The sequence below is a fragment of the Sinorhizobium sp. P24N7 genome (genome assembly GCF_042436655.1).
In the GTDB taxonomy this organism is placed as follows: Bacteria; Pseudomonadota; Alphaproteobacteria; order Rhizobiales; family Rhizobiaceae; genus Sinorhizobium; species Sinorhizobium meliloti_A.
On record NZ_JBHMIW010000028.1, the window covers coordinates 38914 to 63065 of the forward strand.

Below are 24152 nucleotides of genomic sequence, written 5' to 3' on the forward strand. Positions count from 1 at the left end.
GCGGTCCGGGAAACCGGACCGTCCTTCCGCCGGAAGGGACAAGAGATGCTTTATCCCGATACAGTCGAGTCAGAAGTGCTCGTACATAAGCCCTGGTTCGTCGCGACGCTGTTCGCGGCCGTGCTGGCGGTTTTCCTGATGTTCAACCTGACTGGAACGACGATGGGTGAGCTGATGCGCCCTGTCATCGGCGATCCCGCCGCAAGCGGTCTCTACGGACGCTTCGCCATCGCGCTCGTCATTGCCGTGATGTTTGCGCTGAATGTCGTGTTGATCGGTTTTGCGCCATTGAGGGCGCAAATCGCCATCGTCTGGCTTGAGCTTCTGATCCTGTTCCTGGCCTTCTTCGAGACCTTCCATCTCAGCCTGCCCTTCATCGAGCAGAAGCTGCCTTTTCTCATCACACAGGGTCTGGTCACGACAATCTATGTTTCCGCGATCTCGATAATTATCGCCTCGGCGATCGCCATACTCGGCGCTGTCGCCAAGCTCTCGACCAATGGCTTCGCATTTGCGATCGCCAGCTTCTACACCTCCTTCTTCCGGGGCCTGCCGCTCCTGATGCAGGTCTACTTGATCTATCTCGGCCTGCCGCAGTTAGGTTTTGTGATCGATGCGGTACCGGCCGGCATTCTCGCGCTGTCACTTTGCTACGGTGCCTACATGACGGAGATCTTCCGCTCGGGCATCCAGAGCATCGACCGCGGCCAGTGGGAGGCGTCACGTTCGATCGGCTTCGGCTTCGGCATTACCATGCGCAAGATCATCCTGCCGCAGGCGCTGCCCGTCATCATCCCACCGACCGGCAACCAGTTCATCTCCATGCTGAAGGACAGCTCGCTGGTTTCGGTCATCGGCGTTTGGGAGCTGATGTTTCTCGCCCGCACGCTCGGCCAGAAGACCTTCCAGCACATGGAAATGCTGATCTCCGCCGCCATGCTCTACTGGATCATGTCGATCTGCCTGGAGGTCATCCAATCCCGCATCGAGCGTCATTACGCCAGGAGCAAAGTCCGATGAACGGCGACAAGATCATCGAAGCGAAGAACGTTTCCAAGTGGTACGGCACCTTCCAGGTGCTGAAGGATATCAACCTGACAGTCAGCAAGGGCGAGCGCATCGTCGTCTGCGGCCCCTCGGGCTCCGGCAAGTCGACGCTGATCCGCTGCTTCAATCGGCTGGAAGCGCATCAGGAGGGCGAAATATCAGTCAACGGCATCAAGCTGCACAACAAGATGCGTGATGTCGGCGAGGTCCGCAAGAATGTCGGCATGGTGTTCCAGCACTTCAATCTCTTCCCGCATATGACGGTGCTGATGAACTGCATGGTCGGGCCGATGTGGATCAAGGGCGTGCCGGAGGCGGAAGCCAGGAAGACGGCGCTGCAATTCCTGGAGCGCGTGTGCATTCCCGAACAGGCCAACAAGTATCCGATCCAGCTTTCGGGTGGTCAGCAGCAGCGCGTCGCCATCGCCCGCTCGCTCTGCATGCAGCCGGCCGTGATGCTCTTCGACGAGCCGACCTCGGCGCTCGACCCGGAAATGGTTTCGGAAGTTCTGGAGACGATGACTGGCCTTGCCAAGGACGGCATGACGATGGTCTGCGTGACCCATGAAATGGGCTTTGCCCGCGCCGTCGCCGACCGGGTGGTCTTCATGAACTCAGGCCAGATCGTCGAAGAGGGCAAACCGCACGACTTCTTCACTAATCCGCAGCACGAGCGGACCAAGCTGTTCCTCAGCCAGATCCTCAAACACTGAGCGGCCTCAGGCCCGGGCGAAATGAGGTACATCGGCGTGCCGATACGGATCGTCTGGCCGCTATCGCTGAGCGCACCGGTTTCTAAATCGCGTGTGAAGATGCTCACGACGTCGCTGTCCTGATTGGTGCAGAGAAGGTGGCTGCCCTGCAAGGTAATCACGAGATTGCGCGATGTCCGGCCGCCGCAGGAAGTCTGGCCCATTGGAGATAGCGTCCGGATTTTGGCATCTAAGCGGAATGGCGATCTGCGTTGAGTACATCATTTTTCGCACAGCCGCCGTCCTCCAAAATAAGGCTGATAGCTGCAGTCGGATGGCCGGAAGGAACGATAGCTGCGGGAGCAGGCTGTGATGTTGCAACTATGAGGTGAGGTTGCCTCGTCCTCCAGCGTTCCTGTCGCAGGTGCCGTCATCGCTTCGCGCATGAAATCCCGCCAGATATGCGCTGGCAAGGCGCCACCGGTGACGCCCTTCATCGGCGTGTCATCGTCATTGCCGACCCAGACCCCTGCAACGAGTGGCTCCGTAAAGCCGACGAACCAGGCGTCGCGATTGTTTTGGCTGGTACCGGTCTTGCCGGCCGCGAAGACGCCGGGGTTGGCCTCGCGTCCCGTTCCACGTTGGACCACCAGCTGCAGAAGGGCAAGGAGGTCTGGCCGATAGGCGGAAAGATCAACGCTCGGGGGGGAGTGCGAGCCGACCCGAAATGCCTTTGCTTGACCAGCCGCCCGAAATTCAACGATCCCCCAAGGCTCGACGGGCGCCTTGCCCAAATGCACAGACGCGTAGGCGCTTGTCAGGTCAAGCAAGCTGACCTCGGAAGTACCGAGGGCCAAGGATGGGGTGTCGGTAAGCGGTGCGTCGATTCCGAGTTCGCGCGCAGCGGCGATCACATTTTCGAGGCCGACCTCTTGGGCGAGAGCTACGGTCGGCGCATTCAGCGACCGGGCGAAGGCCTCCGCGAGCGTGACCCAGCCGCGATAACGACCGCTGGAATTCTCCGGCGACCAGCCGTGGACGTCGACCGGCGCGTCCAGGACCTGATCAGATAGGGAGAGCCCGGCTTTAAGGGCCGCATAGTAAACGAACAGTTTGAAGGTAGAGCCCGGCTGCCGCTTCGCGGTGACTGCGCGGTTGAATTGGCTCTTTTTATAGTCGCGACCGCCGACCATGGCGACAACCGCCCCATCCGACGTCATCGCGACCAATGCCACCTGGGATGCTCCGACGACTTTTCCCTCGGTGTCTATGGCGTTCCTAGTGACCTTTTCGGCAATCCTTTGTAGCCGTGGGTCTAGCGTCGTGCGGACCGTCGTCGAGCCCGGCGACGCGCCGGCGATCTCGCCAGCCTTAGGGGAAATCCAGTCCGCGAACCAGCTCCCGGAGCGTGGTGTCGGCGTCGTCGGGTGGAGCGTGGCAAAGCCAGCCTTGAGCTGCGCGGCCCGGGGCGCTGTGATCTTGCCGTTAGCCACCATGGCATCGAGGACGACCGACGTGCGCTGTCGGGCACCTTCAAAATTATCGATCGGGTTCCACTGGCTCGGCGCCCGCAACAATCCCGCCAGCAGGGCCGATTCCGAAAGGTTGAGTGCACCAATGTCCTTGTTGAAATAGATACGTGCGGCCGCCGGCATGCCCGTCGCGCCGGCGCCAAGATAGGCGCTGTTGAGATACCGTGTCAGAATTTCCTGCTTGCCCAGCTTCCACTCCAGCCACAAGGAGATCACGAACTCCTGGATCTTTCGCTTTATCGTGCGATTACTGTCGAGGTACTGCAGCTTGATGAGCTGCTGGGTGATCGTGCTGCCTCCCTCTACCACTGACCCGGCGTCGAAGTTTCGAATGAGCGCTCTTGCGATGCCTCTGACATCGATCCCGAAGTGGTCCATGAACCGCCGGTCCTCAACGGATAGCACCGCATCGATCAGCTGTGGAGGGAATTGGCTAAACTCCGCATAAGGCCCTTGAAAAGGGCCTTGTCTGACTAGCGGCCCACCGGCCGCGGTCTCCAACACTACGACAGGCTTTAGCGTCCCGTCCCGAATTTCGCTCCAGGGAATGTCCTTCAGCGCCCACACCAGGACGGTTGCGGCAAGCAAAATACAGCCAACGGCGGTCAGCCGAACGGTCGATTTCCACCGGCTGTCGCTTTGCCACGCCCGCTGCCTTGTCTTTCCAACAATTTTTCCGAACCGGCGGATAGCTCGTCTTGCCTTTGCGGGAGGGTTGGCGAGCGACCGGCCGAGATTCCGAGCCAGGGACGAAAGAGTTGGCGTGTCCGAACCCTGGATCTTCATCGTAAAGGAGGAAGCTGCCGCGCGAGCATTGACGGTTGCAGCAGTGGACATTGCCCGCAAATCGTGGCCCAGCGCGCGAAGGAGTGCGCGAGCTGCGCGTCTGCTTCGTTTAAAAGGTATCGGCGGGAGCTCCGTCTGTTCAGCTTGGGTTGAGGGCCCAGCTTCTTCTCCGCAGTCCGATACCTTTGTCCTTACCTCGACGCCCTCTGCAGGTGCTTCTGGCTTGCCATGGTTGTCGGAACCCGTGGCACTTCGTAGCGAGAGTTTGGGAGGGCGCGGCATTTGTTAACGTTCAAACTCACTCAGAACCTAAAGCACCGTGTCGGGTTTCCAGTCGTGCGGTAAGAACGCTTGCCCCGGCCTTTGGTTGGGTTTCTGTCTGCACATTTCGTTGAAACCATGTCTGTTGGTTAGTCGCGTGACCCCATTTTAATGTGTTCTGTGGACAAAGGTGGCCGGTCCGATCGGCTAGGACCTTTGAGGGACGGTGGTAGGACGAAGGTCCTATGGCCAAACGATCGACGGCAACTAACTGAGTTTCTCTCGTTCTGTTCACGATGAAACGCTGCTCAATGCATGCATATCGCGTCCTCTAGAAAACGTAGCGCAGTCACTGTACACACTTGGTAGGAGACTTTGATGAAAAGAATAGGTGCAGTACTCGCAGCCGCCGCTACGGCACTGTCGGCGGTGTCGGCGCAGGCCGTGCCTTTGTCTCCCATTTCGGTGGGTACGTCAGCTTCCCAGCCAGTCGAACTGGTCCACCACAAACCAGGACATTACGGTGGGCCGCCGCACAAGCGTGGCTACAACGACTACCGCTACAACGGGAACCGCTACAATGCAGGCCCACGGTACGGCTACTACAATGGCTACGAGGGATACCGCTACCGTCGCGACGGGTACCGTCGGCACAGTGACGGGTGGTGGTATCCTCTGGCCGCATTCGGGACCGGAGTAATAATCGGTGGCGCGATCGCGTCGCCACCTCGCAGGGATTATTCCAGCGCCCCGTCGGCACATGTCGAATGGTGCTATGATCGCTATCGCTCGTACCGGGTCTACGACAACTCTTTCCAGCCCTATTACGGGCCACGCCAGGAATGTGTGTCGCCATACTACTGATTAGTGCGCCTCTGCGGTTCGGCAAACGAGGCAGACCGCTTAAGTGCCTCCCGACACCCCGTCGGATCATCGTGCAGCTCTGGGATGTCGGCCGCGGTGAGACGAATTTTCCCGCACCGCTGGAGCTTTCCGGCGATCATCCGCAAAGTCTCGGATCGCGTGCGGCCTAGTCCCACAGTCAAGCTGACATTCGCGATTAGCGACAGTGCGAGGCGATGGCATACTACGGTTCGTCCGTTCCGCGACTGAACGAGGGGATGCTCGAGGTGACGTTCACCGCCGCACCCACGTGGTCGCTGGCTTGCGGAGAAAGCGCGCCTGCCTCAGTTCGACGACACACGCGCGGCGCTCAGCTTCAGATTCTTCGCTCGTGCTAGGCCCCAGACCTACTTAACTCTACCCGCGGGAGCTTGGCGGAGGTGGTGACGCCGCCGCACGGGGTGTCGGCGACGCACGCTAGCGGACGATACGGGCCGAGAACAGGCCGGCGGCGATATCGGGGTTGTCGGCATCGGTCACCAGGAGAAGCTCAAGGACCTCGCCTTTTTCGTACGCGTGGATTCCTTCGATCTTGTGCGGATATTCGAGGCAATCAAAAGAGGCGACATTGCCACGGCCATCAATAATACCGAGGCCAGCACCGAGACACGGACCGTCGACATATGCATCCTCTGTATTCTCGGCGACGGCGCTGAAAATCATGTCTCCATTGGGCAGCGCGGCGGCATCGGTGAAGCCGAACGGAGTGCCCTGGATGGCGCCGAGGTCGAAACGCTCGATAGCGAGTGGCTTCAGCGGGTCAACGCACTCTTTCTCCAGCGCGTCCAGGACCGGGGACAGCGGGTACCGGATGATGGCATTGTCGTTGTGGCGCCTATTGCCCCGTTGAAACAAACGAAGCTCATCCGCGGCTATGACCAGACCTTCGATGTTGAGCTGACCAAATTCTGTCGCGATCGGATCAAGTAGGAACGATAGGTCGACGCTAGTGGGGGGAGTGGTGATCGTGCCTTTCGCATCGAACCCCAGCACCACACCCTTCTTGCGGTTGGGCCGCGAACCTGAGCCGATAGCAAAAAGCGCTCCAAATGCAAAACCATTGCACGGAGGGATACGGGCCAGTGCCTCTAAGTCAGGTTTCGTTGCTTTTCTATCGCTAGTCCCTTCCGGCAAGATCTCCGCAAATAACCGAACTAAGCGCCCTGGTCCTAATCGGTCGACAGGAAAGACGCCAAGGTGCACATCATCATCCGCGATCACGTAGAGTGCAGGGCCCACGCATACGAGTCCGCTTGCGGCGCTCAAGTGTGAAGGGCGTGAATGGTCACACGTGTAAATGTCGAGGTCGCGTAACTTCTCGAGTTTGACCATGGGCGTCGCTCCGCTCCGTCAGACGTCCTCGTTGATGAAGCAAAATCCGGCGGATGAAAAGCAGCTCCTGGCGTCCGCGCTAAAAGGGGTTCAAGAAACGTTCTCTCTTTGTGCGTTGCGGACCGCATAATGTATGTAAGCGTGGCGTGATGACCGCCTACCGGCACTGCCGCGGAGTGGGATAGTGTCCACCAAGTGCTAAGTGGACACTATGGCGGTATTTGATGTCGGGAATGAGCGAAGCGGCGAAGCGCGGTCGACGAAACTGGTCGCTGGAAGACAAATGGCGAATTGTTGAAGAAGCGCAGCTTCCCGGCAACTCGGTAGCGGAGGTGGCGCGCCGGCGCGGGTCAACAGCAACCTGCTTTTCCGCTGGATACGGGCAGCCGAGGTCGGACAGCTCGGTCACAGGCCGGATTCCCTTGTGCTTCTGCCGCAACCCGCCTTGGTCTTCATTCCGATCGGTGTGTTTGGACGAGGCGATGACGAAGGGCCTGCGATGACGATACCGGTCGCCCCCTCTGCGGCGGCTCCTCCGGTGGCGAGTTCGGTGGGCCCAAATCGGTGTTGCCGGCCAAAGGGCCGACATTGGACGAGCGCCCCGGCGTTATCGAAATCGATCTTGCTAATGGTGTTCGCGTTCGCGTTGACGCCTTCGTCAACGCGAAGGCTTTGCGGCGTGTTCTTGCGGCACTGAGTGAGGCGTCGTGATCCAGATTGCCGCGGGGACGAAAGTGTACCTGGCCTGCCGGCCGGTCGATATGCGCCGTGGATTCGATGGTCTGTCGGCGGAGGTCGTCAACACGTTGAATGTCGATCCCTATAGTGGCCATCTCTTCCTCTTTCGGGGGAAAAGAGGCGGCTATTTGAAAGCTCTTTATTGGGACGGAACCGGGATGTGCCTTTTTGCCAAGCGACTGGAGCCTGGCAAGTTCGTCTGGCCGTCGATCGTCGATGGTGTTCTGCAGCCCAACTTGCTCTCCTCGTGGAAGGGATGGACTGGCGGCGAACGCGGATGCCTGACCCTCTGCCGAAGCTGGCGATGGCGTATTAACGCATTGTTTTTGCGACTGAAAACCGTAGCGGGATAAAACCTCTTGTGCTACAGAGACGGATGTCTCTTGTTGCTTCCGATCCGCTTGCCGAACTGGAGGAATTGCGTGCTTGACCGCGTAGTTGCAGGCGGAGCTTTATGCCAAGAACCTCTATATCGAGAAGCTGAAGGCCCAGCTTGCGACCTTAAAGCAGGCCCGTTTTGGTCGCTCATCAGAGAAACTCGATCGTCTGATCGAGCAACTCGAATTGACGATCACCGACCTGGAGGAAGGCGAGGCGCAGGCGGACATCGAACAGACACAGGACCGTTCATCGGTCACGCCGCCCGCCATTGCCGCAAAGACGAAGACAGTCCCGCCGCAGTTCGGGCAGGCAGACCATCGCGCGGCTCTCCAGCGCAAGCCAGAGAACCGCCAACATGGTGCTGGCGGTGTCATTGCTTGAGCAGGCCGCCAAGGAAGTGGCTGACAGCTAAACACGCAACGTGATATTCATGGATACGGGACGGGGTTCATACTGCGATATGGCACACACGAAATCCAGTGACCCGTTGCCATTCGTCCCCGCGAGGCCGAAGCCAAGCCGCGGATAGAAATCCGATACCAGTGCGTTGCGCTCTGTTGGTATATAGCGCCCTCGAATGGTGACCACACCGGCTGACGCAGCCTGCTCGATCAGGCTGTTCATCAAGCACTGTTCAACGCCCCGCTCAAGGACGCGGCACGATTGCAGCCAGGTGTCGATCTCCCATTCGGCCCCCTTCTTGAGGACAATGACGACCCCGATCGTGCCGTGCTGCGCAAACTTATCGTCGAGCCTTATCTGCCATCCGATAAAGTTTGGGTCTTCCTGCATGCGCCGAACGTCTTCGTTGTTGTATCGGCGGGTGGTGAGGTTGAACTGGTTAGACTTGTTGATGAGTTGAACGATGCGCGGACGACCTATCTCGTCGAAGGGTGAGATGGTCATCCGCATCTCTAGGGACTTCAGATACTCCTCATAATTGCCTACCCGCTCGCGGATCTCCGCAACTGCCGCACGCCCCCCGTAGCTGTTTGCCCGCGCCAGATCGTCGGAGTTCAGCGGCAGATGGTCGAAAAGGCCTGACTCCGCGACGCGATCGATGAAGAAGGACGGATCCTCGCCTACCTCAACTGTGGAAACGAGCGGAAGCTCCCGTCGGACGCGTTCGCGTTCGGCAGGATTGTCGTCAACATAGGCAAGTGACTCATGACCCAGACCGAGTTTTTCGGCGATCGCACGAATATTGGTGGCCTTGTCGTCCCAATTGGCCTGAAAGACGGCAATGTGCTCTTCTTTTAATAGCATATCAGGATGCCGCCGGAACGGCTCACGCGCAACAGCATCGCTATTCTTCGAACAGACGGCGAGGACTACGCCGCGTTCCCGGAGCCTCAGAACGAAATCTTGAAATCCGAGGAAGGCCTCTCCCTCTGCCGAATTCTGGCCGATCCGGATACCAGCAAGACCGTCGTCGCCAATGACGCCGCCCCAAAGCGTATTGTCGAGATCGAGCACGAGGGCGCGGGCGCTCTTGCCGGTCATGGCCGCGAGGAGAGAAGCAATGTTGTCGGCCGCCAGGGGGCAGAGTTCAACATTGAAGGGCACCTTCGCTGAGTGATAGGCGATCGGGTCGAACCAACGATCAATGCCGATCCGTGAAGCAAGGGCGGCTTGATCCCACATCAGCCACCGTCCCTCAGTAGCGCCATCGCCAAGCATTATGTTGACCCGCAGTCGGAACCGGGCGATCGAACCTGGCGTTGCGATGTCTGCGGAGGTCAGTTGTATGCATGGCGGCAGCGTCGCAATGATTGCCGGGCATCCGGTCTTTGATCGCGCCGCCTCGGCGATCGCGGAAGCGATCCTTTCGACCTCGTGCACAGCCTCATCCTCGGCAGCCCTGTCCAGCAGTGGCCGTTCTCCTTGGAGGGCGCTCTCATCGAGAACGGCAAGCACGGCATCGAGTCCCCGCTCGAAACAATTTTTGGCGGAGAATGCGAAGCTAGCTACCGCGTCATACGGCGCTTCGTGCGCCGAGACGAGGAGACCGCGCGCCAAACCTGCCGCACCCAAGGGATCGCATAGATAGCTCAGCGTGCGATTTCCGAGGAGGCCGAGCTCGATGGGGGTGAAGCCTTTTCCCTTAATTCTTCCCAGGCGCTTGGCAAGGCGCTCGATCCTGAGCTGTTGGCGTGGGCCCAACTGCTGGTTTGCAACCGATCTGGTGGCGGCGTAGTCGGGCATTTCGCCACCGGCCGCAATCGCCTCGAGCTCAGCCACGCGCGCGGCCCAGTTCTCCTCAAGCGGCGGTCTCCACGAAAACATGGTGTTCATAAGGATGTGCCTCCGCGCGCGGGGGTGCTGATGATCTATTGGTTCTGCTTGCGCTTGACTACGGCATCGATAAGGCTGCCGAGGTTCTTGAAACCTTGCACCTCCGCCGTGCTGAAGCGGACTGCGAGCTCCTGCTCGATCAGAACCATCAGTCGGACATTGGACAGGCTGTCCCATTGCGGAACGTCGCGGGCCGTAGTCTCCAGGGTAATCGGGCCGTCGTATTCATCGAACAGCTCACGGATCACGTCTGCGACTTGGGATAGATAAAGTTGATGGTCAGACATTGGTGCAACCTTGATTTGGCGGCAGTAAGGCCGTCGACAGCCCTATGCGGTGCGCGATTCATTTCCTTGTAGTTCGTTCGAGATAACTGTTTCGAAGCCGATAACTCTTCACCTCGGTCCGGATACGGCGCTCATAGGCCTCGACGTCCGCCGCCGTAAGCCTGTTTTCGCCCGTCGAAAGTGACGCAAGCGTTCGCCTGAGTAGCCCCTGGTTATAGACGTGCCCAGGATCACGAAAGTTGCCGAGGTCACCGGCGATCCTCGGGTCATCATCCCATGCAAACACGCGCACATTGGGCAGGGTGTCTATCGACTTGACAAAGCACCGGCGCGACAGCAGAACCTCGTCCAGCAACGTCGCGCTTATGTCGCTCATGCGAAAATAGTAATTGGCGTAGGAGAGGATGGGTATGATGACATCGACCTGTACGCCCTTCTCGACAAATTTCCGAATTCTCGGCACGAGCTGCTCATTCACGGCATTGAAGCTCGCACATGTCCTGCCGCTCGGGGCGTCAACAACCGACCGATACTCTTCGACGAGGGCGTGCAGTTCAGCCATTTTGGCGGGCATCTGAAAGGAGCGGTATTGCTTCTCTGTGAACTTGGCATATCCTGCGTCGTCTTGCGCTTCGTAGCTCGTTTCACCCAACAGGACCTTCCATGTACGCCGCAAGGATTTCAGGTCGACCATTCGGATGTCGTCGCTGATTTCCTCGTCATAGAGATACTCTGGAAAACCCTGGCGCATCTTTTCCGGGTCGAGAATGTACATCCAGTCGAACGTGATGATGATCCGTTTGGCTTGCGCGTTGATGGCGAGTTGATCGAGAACGATGTCCCTGTCCATCGGGCGCGGCCCGCCATAGCTGAGATTGTAGGCTACGACATTTCCGCCCAGCGCTGCTGATATGTCATCGGGGGAATACATGGCCGTGGTCGAGCCGCCGACAAGAAACGTGTTGAGCCCCGATTGCTTCGAGACGACGTCTACCCACCGCACGACGATATCGCGCGGGACGTCGTTGCGCGTCAGTTTGAGCCTCGCTCCCCAGCGGTAGATGTCGTATGGATCCGTCGCAATGACGATCGTTACGATCGAAAGATACCCCAGCCAGACAAGAAAAAAGGTCACGATCATTGGAAGGGCGGCGCGCCAGCGTGGCGAGAAGCTCGGTTTCTTGCGCAGCGTGCCGCTCCGTCCATGCACATGCTCCGCTCCGATCCACCCATCTGCGGCCGACGGTAAATCTGGATTTGTCGACACGACAAGCATCCTTCCGATCATGGCTTAAAATCCCTGATAGAGGAAAGGCGGCTGCCGCGAGACATAGTGCAGCGACGAAATGGTGAGGACAGCGGCAAAAGCAGCCCAACCCCAGGAAGGTCGCCAGATGCTGCGCAGGAACGCGAAGCCGTAGCTCTCGTTTTCATAGGTCATCAAGGCCGGGCGATAACGGCGCATCAGTTCCACGCCGTTTGGCAGTAGATAGATGATTGAAAATGCACAGAACAGCATGAGCACGGGCTCACGCATTTCGAAGGCCGATGGGGCATCGAGTGATGCGCCGAACATCTGCGCATAAAGATGAAACGCAGCGCCAACGCTTTCGGAGCGGAACATCGCCAGGCTGAGGCAGATCAGCATAAAAAATATGGCCCGTTCCACAAGCAATCGGAAGAACGGCGATGTAGCCTTGCACATGCGCTTGTATTTCTTACTGCCCCTTATCTGGGCCTCGGCCGCAGACCAAACACCTTGCATCAGGCCGAAGGCCACGAAGGTCCAGGCGGCGCCATGCCATAGGCTGAGAACCTGAAAGTTGATTAGCATCGGCAGCCAGAGGCCGAGGATGTGTGTCGGCAGCGGCGAAAGGCGATGCACCGCGCAGTAGCGCGTCCCCGCGATCGAAAGCGGCGTATATAGGAAGCGCGCGATCACGCGCGTCAGCGTCATGTTCCAGCGCCGGTAGTAATCGAGGATACCAATAGCTTTGAACGGCGAATAGAAGTTGAGCGGGTATCGCAGACCAAACATGCGCGCGAGGCCGAGCGCCATGTCGGAATAGCCTGAAAAGTCAAAATAGAGTTGCGCCATGTAGGAGAGAGCGCCGATCCAGGCATGTGCGGGATCCATCACCGCTCCGGCGCCGGCAGCGCCAAAGACAAGATCAACGGTTGGGGCAATATTGTCGGCGATGACTACCTTCTTGAACATGCCGATCGAGATAAAGGCGAGTCCCACGGCGATATTGATGGGGTCAAAACTGATGAACTTTCTGGATTTTACCTGGGGATGGAATTCGTGCAGATAGGTAATTGGGCCGATGATCAACTGCGGAAAGAAGCTGACGAAAGCGCCATAACGGCAAAACGCCCAAAAACCGGACCTCAACGAACGAGTCCCTTCGAAAAATTCGACCACGCTCTTTTCGCGAACATAGGCATCCGCCAGAAAGGCCGCCTGGTGGAACGTGTAGAACGAAATACCAGCCGGTATCGCCACGCCGGCAATATCGGTCAGGAAGTCATTATTTTCGCCAAGAAGAACTGTAACGATCTTGTATTTGAAGTAGCACAGAGAGGCTATGTTGTATCCTTGACCGCATCCATACAACACTCTTCGATGTGGATTACTGTCGTCCATAGCAAGAAGTGCGTTGGAGACTCCGAAATTGACAAGCAGGGCAATCAGCAGCAGAAATACCGACGATAGGCCGTAAGGAGCATAAAAAATAATTGACGCCGTAAAGATGACGAGTAGTGCTTCATTCCTGCCTCGCGTCAAAAGCGCAAGATAAAACGCAATAAGTGTAACCGGCAGAAAGAGAAACAGGAAGAGTGGATCGATAAAGATCATATCAAACCCAACCAGAATAACAAATTTGCTCCGAGCCACTTATCTCAGGCTGCGAATCTTACATATGATGTAATTTGTCTTTGTCTTGCGCTACCAACGCAGCTCGCTAGGGAGCCTGAATAGCAATAAATTTTTGACAGCCTTACGAGGCCGCCGAACAATAAAGAGACAACTATAGGTTTCGCAACGAAACACGGGGATTTCGGCAGAGTTTTCTATCGCCGTTAAATTCAGGGGTAAAAAAGCACGCATTTAACGGGATGTAAATAGGATAGTAATGCCTTCGGCCTATGTGACTGCGATTTAAAATCAAAATTAAAACCTGCGGCGTGTTGACAAAAATGCGTCGGTACCGCTCTCCTGTAGCCGGTGCTCTTTTCACGCGGGGCCGTTGAGCTGTGCGAGCGGATCTCCCTCGGCACCCTCCACGGTCGCCCTTGTCATGAGCTCGACAACCAAGCCCGCCCGAGTGACTACGAAAGCAAGACGCCTCTTGAAAACCGCGCCATAGCAGGGGGCAACCACCACCATCCCGCCATCTGCCTTGAGTTTCGCAACGTCTTGCTCCAGACTGTCTGAGAACAGGCAGACGTGATCGAGGCCGCCGCCCTTGGCCAGCCGACTCGCGACGGGATTCGGCCCGTCACGCAACGGAGCCACCAATTCAATCGGAACACTGCCGAGATAAATTAGGAGCGCGCAGGACACATTCTGGACCGGATCAATTGCAGGCGGCACAACCAGCTTGGCTCCCTGCTGCGTCCACGTTTTCAGCGCGCGATCCATGTTCGGCACGACGAACCCGTAGTGAAACACTTTATGGGGATCGAAAGTGATATCTGCCATAGCCGGAGGCCCTGCTTGGGTTTAATGGCTTAATCATTTGCACGAAACGTTAGCCGACCCGGCGCAGCTATGCGAGCAATTTCATGCGGAAGCCTCCGCAGGGTTCGGTAGCGGAGGCAGGAGCGGCAAACGCCGCTGCGTTTGTTGAGTAGTACCTCATTGATGAAATCGAGCTGCCCAGGGTAGCAAATTTGGCTCAAAAAAAGGAGATACACCGATGAGTGTCAAATCGGCGATTTCGCTGACCGACCAGCAGGATGCGTTTGCCCGTTCGCTGGTCGAGAGCGCCGGTATTCCAGCATGAGTTCCGTACTTTAGCAGGGCCTGGAGCTGGCGCGATGTTCACGCCCTGTTCATGGGTATCTCAGGCAGCGCCCTTACTGAACGCAAAGGCCAGTCAATGAACTCGGAGAGAGGGAGCAACTTGCCGGGCGCAGTCGGTACCGGCTTCCGCCTTTCGGGCGGCGCTTCTCTAATCGGCGGGTCGAGGTCAAGCGCTTTTCGAGCTTACCACTTGGTGCGGCATTCAACGTTTCTCCGCGGCCCACGCTTCTCTCCGGGATCGGCCTTAGCCCTCCCACCATGGGGTTCAGTAGATGCTGTGGTCCAATCTATGCTGCATCCTGGTGACGTATTATCATCGGTATAAGCGCCGCGCACGAACTCACATCACCATCGTCCGCGAAGGACGTCTTCCGCCGCGAGGCGGAACTTTGAATATGCTTTCCCTGATTTCATGAGACCCAACTTTCTTACACGGGCATGGGGCCGGCCGCCTTCCGCGTCCACCGGAATTCTGTGCCGTCTACCCACATTCGATGCATCACCACCGCAAGCCTGCGCGCCAATGCAACGTTGGCTTTTTTTCTGCCATGCCGCCTGGCAATGTTCATTGCCCATGCTTTAAGCCAGCACCATTTCACCAAACGTGTCAGCATCGTCTGCGCCGCCTCATAGAGAAGCGATCGCATCATCGCATCCCCGCATAGCGAGATATGGCCGATCCGTTTGCTTTCGCCGGACTGGTTGAGCACCGGGGTGAGCCCTAGGACGGCTCCCACCGCCCGCGAATGGCGGAATCGGCTGGGAATGTCGATCGTCGAAACATAGGCGAGCGAGACAACCGGCCCGACCCCGGGCACCGTCATCAACCGCTTGCAAACTTGATCACGCTTCGCCTCGTGGATTTGGCGAATTCTTCGCGCAGCTTACGCCGTCCAGCGAGCAACGGCTCCATGATGTCCGCCAGGTCGGGGTCCGCCTCAATGAGTTCGCGTATCTTCGCCTCAAAGGTACCCCGGCAGACTACGCCGACCTTAAGCCCGAATTTGCGCAGCAGCCCGCGCATATCGTTCTCAAGCGCGATCGCTTGTTCCTGTAACAGCGAGCGAGCCGTCAACAGAGCACGGCGTTTCTGGCTGGTGAGCGTCTTCACGTGCACGTTCTTGAAAAGACCGACCCGCATCATCTGCGCAATGCCGCGCGCGTCGTTGCGGTCACTCTTGTTCGTTTGCGAAGCCTTCAGGAGGGCCTCCGTGTGGCGCGTCTCGATGCAGAATACCGGAAGCCCGGCCTTGGCCAGTCCTTCGAACAGCCATTGCGACATTGGCCCGGCCTCGAGCCCACCCGTTCCGAGTTGAGCGCGGGATCACTCAAAATGGCAACCAAGTCCTCCGGGTGAGACACTACCTTTTTCTCCCAGCAGATCTCGCCGCTCGCATCGGCAATACAAACGCTGGTTTCTTTGACAGAGACGTCGAGGCCGGCGTAATGTTTCATGGCTGCGCTTCCTCTTTCTGATGCTTGTGGCTGTTTCACACAGACCACGTTCTATCATCAGCTTGGAGCGCAGCACCTCCCTTCCGGTCGGCGAAGGTGGGGCACGAAGCCGATTACCTCATCTATGCTAAGCCTCCTGCGGCTGCCCTGTTACCCGGTCAAGTTGCGCGCGAACTGGCTTCGACGCTGAAGCGTCTGCGCCTGGTACGCTCATTTCACTTGCCATGGCCCTGGCGACGGCTGGGCGAGGGTCAACGGCTCGGACTTCGCTAAGGGTGACGTAGCCATGTGTAGCGGAACGTGAATTGCCGCGCTATGCGCGGCGGCAGTCGAACTTTCATCCGCTTCGATCAGGCGAAGAGAAAATCGGCGCTGCTGAAGTGGGAGGCGGCGAGGGTATTCGTCGGATCGTCGACATGGATCGACAGCGCATTGCCCGTCGAATCGTAGCCTTTCAACATCACGTCTCCGCTGGCGTCATCATACGCGAAAATCGTACCGGCCGTGCCGGAGCTCGAATATTGCTTGATTCCGAGGTTCTCCAGGACAAGCAGATCGGTGCCGTCCTGAAAGTCCATCACGGAGTCCCGTCCGACGAGCGAACCCGCGCCCTTGAAGACGAAGCGGTCGGCATCGGCGCCACCCCACAGGATGTCGCTTCCCGCGTCGCCAAGCAGGGTATCTCTGCCCGCGTCGCCGCGAAGCGTGTCGTTTCCGTCTCCGGCAATGACAAGGTCGTTGCCGAGGCCGCCAGCAAGCACGTCGTCGCCAGCTTCGCCCGTCAGGATATCGTCTCCGGCATCTCCGAATGCCCGATCGTTGCCGGCGCCTGCGGCAATCCGATCGTTACCGTTACCGCCGTGGGCTTCGTCGATGCCGCCCTCGGAGTCGAGCACGTCATTCCCATCACCGCCATCGAGGTAGTTGTTCCCGTCGCCGCCATCGACGATGTCGTCGCCGATGCCGCCATAGACCCGGTCGTTTCCGGATTGGCCCTTCAGGGCGTCGTTGCCCTCTTCGCCGTAGATCGTATCGTTGCCGGCACCACCACCGACCGCCTGCTGCGTCAGCTTGCCCGTCGCGGGATCAATGCGGTTGTTGAAGCCGTCGTTTCCAGAGCCGGCATAGATGATGTCGTCTCCCACTCCGCCGTCGATGTATTCCTCGCCGGCGCCCCCATAGATCTGGTCGTTGCCGGCGTCTCCGAGGATATGGTCATGGCCATCGCCGCCGTTGATGATGTCATTGCCGTCTTCGCCGGAAAAGATATCGTTGCCGAGCCCGCCGATCAGCGTGTCGGCGCCCGCGCCGCCGTCGAAGCTGTCATTGCCGTCGCCGCCTTCCGCGTAGTCATCGCCCGCTCCGGCCTTGAAAAAGTCGTTGCCAAGCCCACCATAGAGCCAGTCGTTGCCAAGCCCGCCATCGAGATAGTCGTCACCGGCATTACCCCAGAGGTAATCGTTCCCATCATAGCCACGAAGCGCGTCCGCAAGATTTGTCCCCATGAGCCTGTTGGCGACATTGGTTCCATTGATGTTCATTCGTTTATCCCCTGCTATTCTGCCGTGGGTTGCGAAGGTCGAATGAGGCAACGGTGACATGCCTTCCGCGAATTGCGCATTTGCAAGCAAGCCATTGCTTCTACATGATGAAATTCGATCCTAGTTGGTCGGGAAACGGACGTGTGGTCCTTGATCGCCCATTTCCGGTCGCCAAGGAGACCGTCGATATAGGCGTTACCAGTCGTTGCATAGGTCGCCGTGGCAGGCATTGTTTTTCCAGGCTCGCGGGGTTGAAAGTCAGTTCAGTACCCCGAGCTCGATGCCCCGAGATCTGAAACGCAGCTACCTTATAGCTCAGCTGCATTAACATCTTAATTCGGCCTGATGGGGGGGAAGGCAGACCAGACGGCTTAGACCTGATGGATAGTGCCCGCCCCTGTATGTGGGCCGGTACGATCCAACTCACGGTGCGACCAAGCGAGCGCCCAACGCAATTGGCCGTATGCGCCGCCTAGACCCATTGATTGCGCGTATTTCGGAGTATTGAGGTTTTCGGAGGAGCTGGAGATTTGGCAACGCGAATGGCTAAGAACTTGTTGGGCGATGCGAAATTGTCGAACCTCGTCGTGGAGACCGTGATGGACCAACGATCAGAAGGCACGGATCGTAACGGAGAGCCTTCACCCGGTGCGCGGGTTGTTGATGTTCCGCTTCGTTGTGATTTCATCATCCGGGGACGGATTGCCGCTTAGTCGCCGTCAGGGGCTGCCCATTGGAGCTGGAATAGGATGCTGTCGTCGCGTGACGGGAACCAGCAGTGAGCATCGAGGCCAGCTGTTTTTGCCTCGCCGCTTGGGTCCTTTAGAACGTAGCACCCCGCATACGTCTTCACGGACTTGCAAAGCCTCTCCAGATCCGAATGGCGGATGTTTCTGACGAGAACTGGCTGAAAAAATTCTTCCATTGGTCGCTCCCCTGCGATCCGGTCGGCAGAGAGCATTAACGAAAGGTAATAATGGAAAGATCAAGGCAGGGGGGCGGAAAAAGCAGGTCTCCTCGATTTAACGGCTAAGTCTTCGTTCTCCTGGCCCGAGATGCCGCCCGGAGACCAACTCGCGACGAGAATTGACGTCGCGTGTGGTACCCTTGGACGATAGCCGTTCTCACTGAACTCCCATCCGCATGTGAGAGAGGGAAACTGGCGATGGCCGCAGCCTCAAACCTTCCGCTGGACCCGGTCATTGTGATGCACCGGGATGTCCTTGCCGGCATTTCCCGTCGGCTACCCCCGCTTTTTTGTCTGGCCGCTTCGTGCCGGAGGAGCATCGGCTCCTTTGGTGCCGGGTTCGGCGGCTTGATCTGGCAACGGAACGGGTTCGAAATCCATCTCCGGTGGCACTGCCTTCCGCCGGGATGGCGTCTGCTGTTGGGAGAGTTTGCCGTCTTTGGGATCACTCATCGTCGGATTCCTTTCCTGACCCGGTCTCAACCAACCGCATCCGGTAAGGTTCCGCGCAACGGGGAGAGCGGATGATGGCCTACCGCATCGCCAACTCCATCCATCCCGATCGGACGGAAGTCTACGCGCTTCTCATCGCTATGGCGCAGATGCGTACGGCATTCGCCAATCTGCCGATGCCGCCAACCGGCCGCCTCAGATCGCCAATGCGCACATCGCCCGTGCTTGCGGCACCTGTCACTCAAGGTGGCGTGAAGATCAATCGCCGGCGCGCACTCGTTGCCGATAGCGCTCCCGATCCTCTTCTGTTGCTCCTGTTGAGAGGTCTTCACCCATTTGCAACCGCTGTGCGACCGCAAGCCATGGTCGACTAGGGTTCTCTTGGGTCCAGAGGATCTTTGCTCGCCGTTCTATCTCGCGATCGTCCACTATCGCCTCCATCGGACGTGGTGACTTTAACACGGCGATGTGGCGGGAACGTGCCTGCCTTGATGAAGCCTTCATAAAGCCATGGCCAATCCGAAATATTCAGACGAGGTAAAATGCGTTCTCGACGCCCTTGATCGTACTAATCGCCCGGCCACGTTGCGGTTATCAGTCAGGCGGAATTCTAAGTGTGGCCGGCTGCTGCGTCGCAGCTCATGGTAAGGCCACCACGGCGTGTAGACGTCGCGGGGAACGCCGGCAATCGCAGGCAGGTAAACTCGCGCTCATTGTCATGGACGGCGCCCCCTATAGGGCAATCGAGGGCGGCAAGCGTGAGCTCTCCGCCGGCTACGCATGCGATCCCGCCGGTAGCCGAGTCGGGCGCATGGCGCAACCAGGTTAGCACGTGAAGCGCTTCGCCTCGTGACGGCTTTCAAGGTTCTGCGGGCACGCCTCCGCTAGGATCGTTCGAGGATGGGATAAATTTCGGCTGGAATACCTCGCCCGAGGTTACCAGTGCATAATCCACGACAGGCCCGGGCACCGCTCATCACAAGGCGATGGCTCGCAAGTCCGATGGCAGAAAGACATTGCAACCGAACTTGGCGTTGAACTCGAACCAATGGTGGCGACGCAATGCGCGCCGGCGACGTCGAAGTTCCCGCAAGCCTTGGAGGATGATGTCTCGTCGCGCAGATCGCCAAGCGCTCCGGCCACAACTGTCACAGCATGGTTGGGATCGCATTTCGAATTTGCGCGTTGTTCCCGTTGAGGCCGCAAGCTCGCAATGCCGACCGCACGAGAGCAAGAGAGCTCCGCGGAAGGACAAGACTGCAATGCGCGAGCACAGGCCCGATTCCGTAATCATCCCTCCCCACAAGTACGACCTAGAGCGACTGCCACATGCCAAACGCCTGGTAGACTTGAGACCCGGTGAGTGCATGTGGCCCGTCAACGACGGCAGTCCGTTCCTGTTCTGTGCAGCCAAGGCTGCCGGGAAATACTGTCAACACCATCAAGCCAGAGCATTAGCAGGCCAGCGCATCACGAAGAGGGGACAAGCATGAGGAGGTAAAGTTGATGCGCAACTCGCGTCCCTCGGTTGACCAGCGCATGCTCGCTGCCGAAAAACGCCTGCCCGAAAAAAGGCAGGTGGAACCATCGAGTGAAGAAGTTGGATAAACTGCTGGAGGAGTTTCGCGCTGCTCTGGCGGAGCTCGACTGGGGTTGAGGCCCGGTCATAACCTTTAGCCGCGTGGACATTATCACCCGGCCCGAAGATCATTCCGCGAGATGCGGTGCCCGATGCTGTGCCTGGCGTCGGGGCCGCAATCGAGAAATAGGGAAGCTCTCGCAGCAGGAGACGGCCGAGGAGGTATTTGCGGCCCCGGCGGGCGCGAAGTCATTGAGGAGCGATGAAACTGAAAGGATCGTCAGAAAATCGAGAAGGCCCCCATGAGCAGTGCGGCCCACAGCAAGGCCGACAGTTCAGCCGCCAGCAGAAACCCAAAAGCGGTGTCGCTCATATGATCCTCCTTGGGCAACCTCCATTGCCGCAAGGAAACTATAGGGGACGGCTGAAGATTCCGCCACCCTGTAAGGGTAGCCTGTACATTCTAAGCGTTCCACTTCGAAATCACGTAAGCAGCCGATAGATCATAACGCCGACAGAACCCCAGATGCCAACCAGTACCAGCGTCATCATCAAAACGAAGATCTTAATCACGGCGAAACTCCACAACCATTACGTGAAATCAGAACGCGGAACGCAGAACCTACAGCAGCACCGAAAGCTTGGGTATCGGACTATGGTCCGTGGTTCGTGGGTTTAAGAATGTTCACGAGCCGTCACACAGCTTCGAGAAAACCCCATGAATTTTCCGGCACCGCACCGGTCGGGAGAACGCGACAGACTTCCGACGGCTACTTTGTAGCGCGCGTGTTCGCACCGTGCGCACCGGCATGCAGCTCTTTGCAGCCTAGAGGCCGGTAAGTCGGAAATGCAAGCTGTGAAGGTCAACACCCGAGGGACAGGTTTTCGACATGACGAGCCTCGGCAGCTGTGCGCGCTCGCCGTCGCCGCCGTCGGCGGACAACATCCTCAACCTGTGCCATCTGCGTTTCAATCTCGAGAGCATTTCCGTTTTGTACGGAGTGGATCAGCCTGTGCAGAGACTGCAAAGAGCGAAAGAATAGAGAGCGCAAGCCGCTTCATATGTCTCATGGGCCGTTTACGGGTGAGCGGCATTATCGCATTATTCGTCTCTTAAAGCGCGTCTTACCCCAGAGAGCTTTCGCTCGGCCGTGAGCAATTTTTCTCGGAGCCAGTCCATGCGGCTGCCACTCGGCCGCTCGTGCTGGAAGTAGGTGCCGAGGATCTCCATGGGGCTTACCTCTAGCGATTGGCAGATCTTCACGAGCATGCCCACCGACAGGCGGTTTATCCCCTTTTCGTATTCTGGATTTGTTGGAAGCTAACCCCCACGTTTTTCGCCAAGATTTGCTGACTTATGCCTAACACTTGGCGCGTGGATCGGAGACTCGCTCCGATTTCTCCGTCGATCGACCGCATGTCATTGGCAGCTTCGTCTGTCGGCATGAAAACCTCGCGTTAGCAGGATGCCTCACGCTTTGCACGCGCGGCGCGAGCATTGCAAGGCAGCTCGAAATCGCCGCGCCAGATCCCGGCCCTATTAGACCGTGCGAGCTCTTGAGCATTGGCGTAAACGCCATTGCTATACCGGGTCCAATTCACAGCATAGCCGCTCTGAACCAGCCAGTGATTGACGTCTCGGCCGTCGGCGCGGAAGCAGACTCCCACGAACCGCTTATATCGATCGCGCTGAACGAACTGGCAGCGGGCAGGGCGGGACTCGGCAAGAAACCGATCGAGTTTTTGGGCCGCCTCTCTTCCGCACCTGTAGCTGCTGCCGTCGGCATTCTCGCATTTCTGCCAGCTCTCCGGCGCATCGACACCGTGCAGGCGGATGCGCTCGCCTCGGATCTCGATCGTGTCACCGTCGATCACGGTCGCGCGTCCGGTAATCGGTTCGGCAGCAAACGCGGAATGAGCGAAAAGTAGAAGAGCCAGCGTAATGCCAATCGACCGATGCCAATTCATCAAATTCCCAAGGTTTGAATCCGGTGGAACAGACGCCCACGTTCCGAGTTTCGTCGGAACACGTCCGTGTGAAGGAGGAAGGTTTGTGCCATGTCGCCCTCATCTGTCCATATCGTAGCTCCGGATGAGCATATATTAACGGTCCAGGAGGCATTGGAGCCTTTATACATGAAACTCGAACAGGAGGCGGAGGCGAGGCTGCTGGAGGCGGCTGTGTCTGCAGGTTGGTCAGCCCAAGAAGCGCTGGAAGCAATCGACGAATTAAAACGCCATGAGCTTGAGTCGATAGCCACCCAACACTAAATGTTTCCCTGAACAATTCAAAGCAGTGATGCTAGCTCACCATGCTTCCGTGCGCGCTCACGTCCATGGACCTGCGCACACGCGCTCCCGGCGCTCTCCCGGCTGTCGTGATCGGATTTGCAGTCGGTATGTCTTAGATTATTTCCCCGTTTAATTAGACGTTGTATACCTTGGTTGTCTACGGCTTTGAAAGGAGCGAGTATGGAGCACTTTCTGCGGTAATGAGCGCACCAGGCATCCGGTTCGGAACCATCGGGCGGCGACGCCTCTCATGAACAAGGCGCTCGTAGCGATGCACCGCTTGAAGGTGAGATCGAGGTATCGGCGGATATTGCGTCTAATCAGATTGCCGCTGTTCAATGCAGTCTAGGCTGATGCCGGCGCGATCCGTATCTCAAGCCGCTAAATGACCGGCGCCGGTAGAAAATTCCGGCTCCGCTTCTGGAGGTTCGACGGAGGAGAAGGAGGTCGTGGCTCCAGACCCTGTTGCGAAAATGTCGTCGGCTGAATTGGTCTGCGGCCTTTCGCCAACCGCCTGAAAGGCTTACCTACGCAAACGACGGCTTTTGCGCCGCTTTCTCCACTGGCATGGCCCGACAACATTTCGATGCAGCCGACTCGGACTGCGTCACGCCAAGCCCGGATCCGATGCGGTTTACTTGTTCAACCTGCAGAGGCCTGTTGCGAAAGCTTTGCGTGGAAAGATGATTGCGATGGTCAGGGCCACCGGAGGGCGCTTCAAGCGTTTCGAAACAATAGGGAAGGCACCGTGAAGGACCGTACGCATGAAGCGAACGGGAGGCGGCCTTCCCGCGTTTTGGAATTATAGACGAAGACGCGAATGACAGCGCTCCCGCGCCACGTGTTGGAGCAACGACTGAGTTGCCGCACGACAGGGTGACGGCGGCCCGGGTTCGGGAAGCGTTCCCTCGCGCTCGCTGGAGCGACCGTCTGAATGCCTGTTCGTACCCGGCCGCACAGCTCAAAAACGCATTAGCCGCTGGCTGGCCGAAATGGAAGCGGAAGCCGACGCGTTTGCCGACGAGAGGGGCATGGCTGCCTTCGCATTCAATCCGGTCGAGAGCCGCTATCTCAAGTCAGCACCTGCATCGTTCTAAATCCGTTTTTTCTCGTCTGCGTAGCCTGAACGAGGAATGACTCTAAAAAGGGGCTGGGCTGCGCCGTCTAAAGTGCGTTGCGCAGACGCTCTGTGCGAATTCTCAGCGGCCGAGCCGATAGCTGCAGGTGGAACTCCCAGTCGTGATCCCTGACTCTGCTTCATGGGGTATGCGGGGCCGGCGCCGTCATGGGTGTCTTTTCGTCGACGCCCGTTAGCGCTTAGTTTTTGAGGCGTAAGCGCTCATTTCCATGCGCGTTGACGCGGCCCGTTTGACCGGGGTCGCTGTGCGACGGCTGCATTGGATCAGACAGCGGCTGCTTTGGTGAAGTTGAAGGGCAAGAGATCGGTGATGTCAGTATCTGTTGCGCGCTGTGGCAATTCACTAAGCACGTGGCGCAAGTAGGCCAAGGGCTCGACGCCGCAGGCGCGACAGGTCAGCATGATGCTGTAGACGACAGCACTGGCCCTGGCTCCGTCCACGG

General features: G+C 58.2%; 18 protein-coding genes and 5 pseudogenes. 9 read left to right on the forward strand and 14 right to left on the reverse strand.

Translation table 11 applies throughout. The annotated features are described in order from the left end of the window. The first annotated feature begins 45 nt into the window (after positions 1-45). Together ACFHWW_RS32580 and ACFHWW_RS32585 are read left to right on the forward strand one after the other, a co-directional pair. On the forward strand, positions 46-1020 hold the full coding sequence (locus ACFHWW_RS32580) for an amino acid ABC transporter permease (protein WP_379943433.1): 975 nt from the start codon (positions 46-48) through the stop codon (positions 1018-1020). Next, positions 1017-1760 (forward strand): amino acid ABC transporter ATP-binding protein, encoded by a 744-nt coding sequence (locus ACFHWW_RS32585; protein WP_379943435.1) that lies wholly within the window; start codon positions 1017-1019, stop codon positions 1758-1760. Before ACFHWW_RS32580 ends, ACFHWW_RS32585 begins: the two co-directional genes overlap by 4 nt. Before the next feature lie 38 nt (positions 1761-1798). Here the strand turns inward: ACFHWW_RS32585 and ACFHWW_RS32590 are convergent. After that, positions 1799-1987: pseudogene (locus ACFHWW_RS32590) on the reverse strand (beta-propeller fold lactonase family protein); the annotation flags it as partial. Between the two features lie 33 nt (positions 1988-2020). Beyond that, entirely contained in the window at positions 2021-4108 is a 2088-nt protein-coding gene (locus tag ACFHWW_RS32595; protein WP_379943437.1) for a PBP1A family penicillin-binding protein, read from the reverse strand. A 588-nt stretch (positions 4109-4696) separates the two neighbouring features. On the opposite strand from ACFHWW_RS32595, the gene ACFHWW_RS32600 reads away from it, so the two are divergent. After that, positions 4697-5182, forward strand: a complete 486-nt coding sequence (locus ACFHWW_RS32600) for a BA14K family protein (RefSeq protein ID WP_379943439.1) — start codon at positions 4697-4699, stop codon at positions 5180-5182. A 456-nt stretch (positions 5183-5638) separates the two neighbouring features. Here ACFHWW_RS32600 and ACFHWW_RS32605 read toward each other — a convergent pair whose 3' ends face one another. After that, positions 5639-6553: a DUF6929 family protein gene (locus ACFHWW_RS32605; RefSeq protein ID WP_379943441.1), complete on the reverse strand. Its 915-nt coding sequence runs from the start codon at positions 6551-6553 to the stop codon at positions 5639-5641. A gap of 707 nt (positions 6554-7260) precedes the next feature. On the opposite strand from ACFHWW_RS32605, the gene tnpB reads away from it, so the two are divergent. Beyond that, positions 7261-7644 carry an IS66 family insertion sequence element accessory protein TnpB gene (gene tnpB, locus ACFHWW_RS32610; RefSeq protein ID WP_379943443.1) on the forward strand — a complete coding sequence of 128 codons (384 nt, stop codon included), beginning with the start codon at positions 7261-7263 and terminating at the stop codon, positions 7642-7644. 85 nt (positions 7645-7729) lie between these two features. Beyond that, the gene (locus tag ACFHWW_RS32615) at positions 7730-8053 is read left to right on the forward strand and encodes a transposase (protein WP_379943445.1); all 324 of its coding nucleotides are present in this window, start codon (positions 7730-7732) and stop codon (positions 8051-8053) included. Between the two features lie 27 nt (positions 8054-8080). Here the strand turns inward: ACFHWW_RS32615 and ACFHWW_RS32620 are convergent, their stop codons facing one another. From ACFHWW_RS32620 to ACFHWW_RS32640, 5 genes are all read right to left on the reverse strand, one after another. Then, complete coding sequence (locus ACFHWW_RS32620; RefSeq protein WP_379943447.1) at positions 8081-9967, reverse strand: HAD-IIIC family phosphatase; 1887 nt, start codon at positions 9965-9967, stop codon at positions 8081-8083. 35 nt (positions 9968-10002) lie between these two features. After that, positions 10003-10254 (reverse strand): acyl carrier protein, encoded by a 252-nt coding sequence (locus tag ACFHWW_RS32625; RefSeq protein WP_003533148.1) that lies wholly within the window; start codon positions 10252-10254, stop codon positions 10003-10005. 58 nt (positions 10255-10312) lie between these two features. Further along, positions 10313-11542, reverse strand: coding sequence for a TonB-dependent receptor (locus ACFHWW_RS32630; RefSeq protein ID WP_379943450.1), 1230 nt, complete (start codon positions 11540-11542; stop codon positions 10313-10315). Positions 11543-11545: 3 nt separating this feature from the next. Then, a complete protein-coding gene (locus ACFHWW_RS32635; RefSeq protein WP_379943452.1) occupies positions 11546-13114 on the reverse strand; it encodes an MBOAT family O-acyltransferase in 1569 nt (522 codons plus the stop codon). Between the two features lie 378 nt (positions 13115-13492). After that, complete coding sequence (locus tag ACFHWW_RS32640) at positions 13493-13960, reverse strand: VOC family protein (protein WP_379943454.1); 468 nt, start codon at positions 13958-13960, stop codon at positions 13493-13495. Between the two features lie 217 nt (positions 13961-14177). Between ACFHWW_RS32640 and ACFHWW_RS32645 the strand changes: the two are divergent. Further along, positions 14178-14275, forward strand: a pseudogene (locus tag ACFHWW_RS32645) (type II toxin-antitoxin system ParD family antitoxin); the annotation flags it as partial. A gap of 437 nt (positions 14276-14712) precedes the next feature. Here the strand turns inward: ACFHWW_RS32645 and ACFHWW_RS32650 are convergent. The 4 genes and pseudogenes from ACFHWW_RS32650 to ACFHWW_RS32665 form a co-directional block, all read right to left on the reverse strand. Further along, positions 14713-15739: pseudogene (locus ACFHWW_RS32650) on the reverse strand (IS110 family transposase). Positions 15740-16089: 350 nt separating this feature from the next. Beyond that, a complete protein-coding gene (locus ACFHWW_RS32655) occupies positions 16090-17280 on the reverse strand; it encodes a calcium-binding protein (RefSeq protein WP_379943456.1) in 1191 nt (396 codons plus the stop codon). A 709-nt stretch (positions 17281-17989) separates the two neighbouring features. Continuing rightward, complete coding sequence (locus tag ACFHWW_RS32660) at positions 17990-18205, reverse strand: hypothetical protein (protein WP_018099480.1); 216 nt, start codon at positions 18203-18205, stop codon at positions 17990-17992. Positions 18206-18457: 252 nt separating this feature from the next. Then, positions 18458-18700 (reverse strand): annotated as a pseudogene (locus ACFHWW_RS32665) (hypothetical protein). A 74-nt stretch (positions 18701-18774) separates the two neighbouring features. On the opposite strand from ACFHWW_RS32665, the gene ACFHWW_RS32670 reads away from it, so the two are divergent. Then, entirely contained in the window at positions 18775-19074 is a 300-nt protein-coding gene (locus ACFHWW_RS32670; protein WP_379943458.1) for a hypothetical protein, read from the forward strand. Positions 19075-21737: 2663 nt separating this feature from the next. Here ACFHWW_RS32670 and ACFHWW_RS32675 read toward each other — a convergent pair. Next, positions 21738-22247, reverse strand: a complete 510-nt coding sequence (locus ACFHWW_RS32675) for a thermonuclease family protein (RefSeq protein WP_379943460.1) — start codon at positions 22245-22247, stop codon at positions 21738-21740. A gap of 90 nt (positions 22248-22337) precedes the next feature. Between ACFHWW_RS32675 and ACFHWW_RS32680 the strand changes: the two genes are divergently transcribed. Then, positions 22338-22550 (forward strand): hypothetical protein, encoded by a 213-nt coding sequence (locus ACFHWW_RS32680; protein WP_379943462.1) that lies wholly within the window; start codon positions 22338-22340, stop codon positions 22548-22550. An 825-nt stretch (positions 22551-23375) separates the two neighbouring features. After that, positions 23376-23665 (forward strand): annotated as a pseudogene (locus tag ACFHWW_RS32685) (hypothetical protein); the annotation flags it as partial. A gap of 308 nt (positions 23666-23973) precedes the next feature. Here ACFHWW_RS32685 and ACFHWW_RS32690 read toward each other — a convergent pair. Next, a partial coding sequence (locus ACFHWW_RS32690; RefSeq protein WP_379939831.1) for a transposase domain-containing protein occupies positions 23974-24152 on the reverse strand: 179 nt, incomplete at its 5' end.

Excerpts from the sequence above, each read along its gene's own strand:
- ACFHWW_RS32680 (WP_379943462.1), top strand. The coding sequence starts at position 22,338 with ATGTCGCCCTCATCTGTCCATATCGTAGCTCCGGATGAGCATATATTA.
- ACFHWW_RS32600 (WP_379943439.1), top strand. The coding sequence starts at position 4,697 with ATGAAAAGAATAGGTGCAGTACTCGCAGCCGCCGCTACGGCACTGTCG.
- ACFHWW_RS32595 (WP_379943437.1), bottom strand. The coding sequence starts at position 4,108 with ATGTCCACTGCTGCAACCGTCAATGCTCGCGCGGCAGCTTCCTCCTTT.
- ACFHWW_RS32640 (WP_379943454.1), bottom strand. The coding sequence starts at position 13,960 with ATGGCAGATATCACTTTCGATCCCCATAAAGTGTTTCACTACGGGTTC.
- ACFHWW_RS32625 (WP_003533148.1), bottom strand. The coding sequence starts at position 10,254 with ATGTCTGACCATCAACTTTATCTATCCCAAGTCGCAGACGTGATCCGT.
- ACFHWW_RS32635 (WP_379943452.1), bottom strand. The coding sequence starts at position 13,114 with ATGATCTTTATCGATCCACTCTTCCTGTTTCTCTTTCTGCCGGTTACA.
- ACFHWW_RS32630 (WP_379943450.1), bottom strand. The coding sequence starts at position 11,542 with ATGATCGGAAGGATGCTTGTCGTGTCGACAAATCCAGATTTACCGTCG.
- ACFHWW_RS32580 (WP_379943433.1), top strand. The coding sequence starts at position 46 with ATGCTTTATCCCGATACAGTCGAGTCAGAAGTGCTCGTACATAAGCCC.
- ACFHWW_RS32605 (WP_379943441.1), bottom strand. The coding sequence starts at position 6,553 with ATGGTCAAACTCGAGAAGTTACGCGACCTCGACATTTACACGTGTGAC.
- ACFHWW_RS32585 (WP_379943435.1), top strand. The coding sequence starts at position 1,017 with ATGAACGGCGACAAGATCATCGAAGCGAAGAACGTTTCCAAGTGGTAC.
- ACFHWW_RS32670 (WP_379943458.1), top strand. The coding sequence starts at position 18,775 with ATGGCCTACCGCATCGCCAACTCCATCCATCCCGATCGGACGGAAGTC.
- ACFHWW_RS32655 (WP_379943456.1), bottom strand. The coding sequence starts at position 17,280 with ATGAACATCAATGGAACCAATGTCGCCAACAGGCTCATGGGGACAAAT.
- ACFHWW_RS32620 (WP_379943447.1), bottom strand. The coding sequence starts at position 9,967 with ATGAACACCATGTTTTCGTGGAGACCGCCGCTTGAGGAGAACTGGGCC.
- ACFHWW_RS32660 (WP_018099480.1), bottom strand. The coding sequence starts at position 18,205 with ATGGAAGAATTTTTTCAGCCAGTTCTCGTCAGAAACATCCGCCATTCG.
- ACFHWW_RS32675 (WP_379943460.1), bottom strand. The coding sequence starts at position 22,247 with ATGAATTGGCATCGGTCGATTGGCATTACGCTGGCTCTTCTACTTTTC.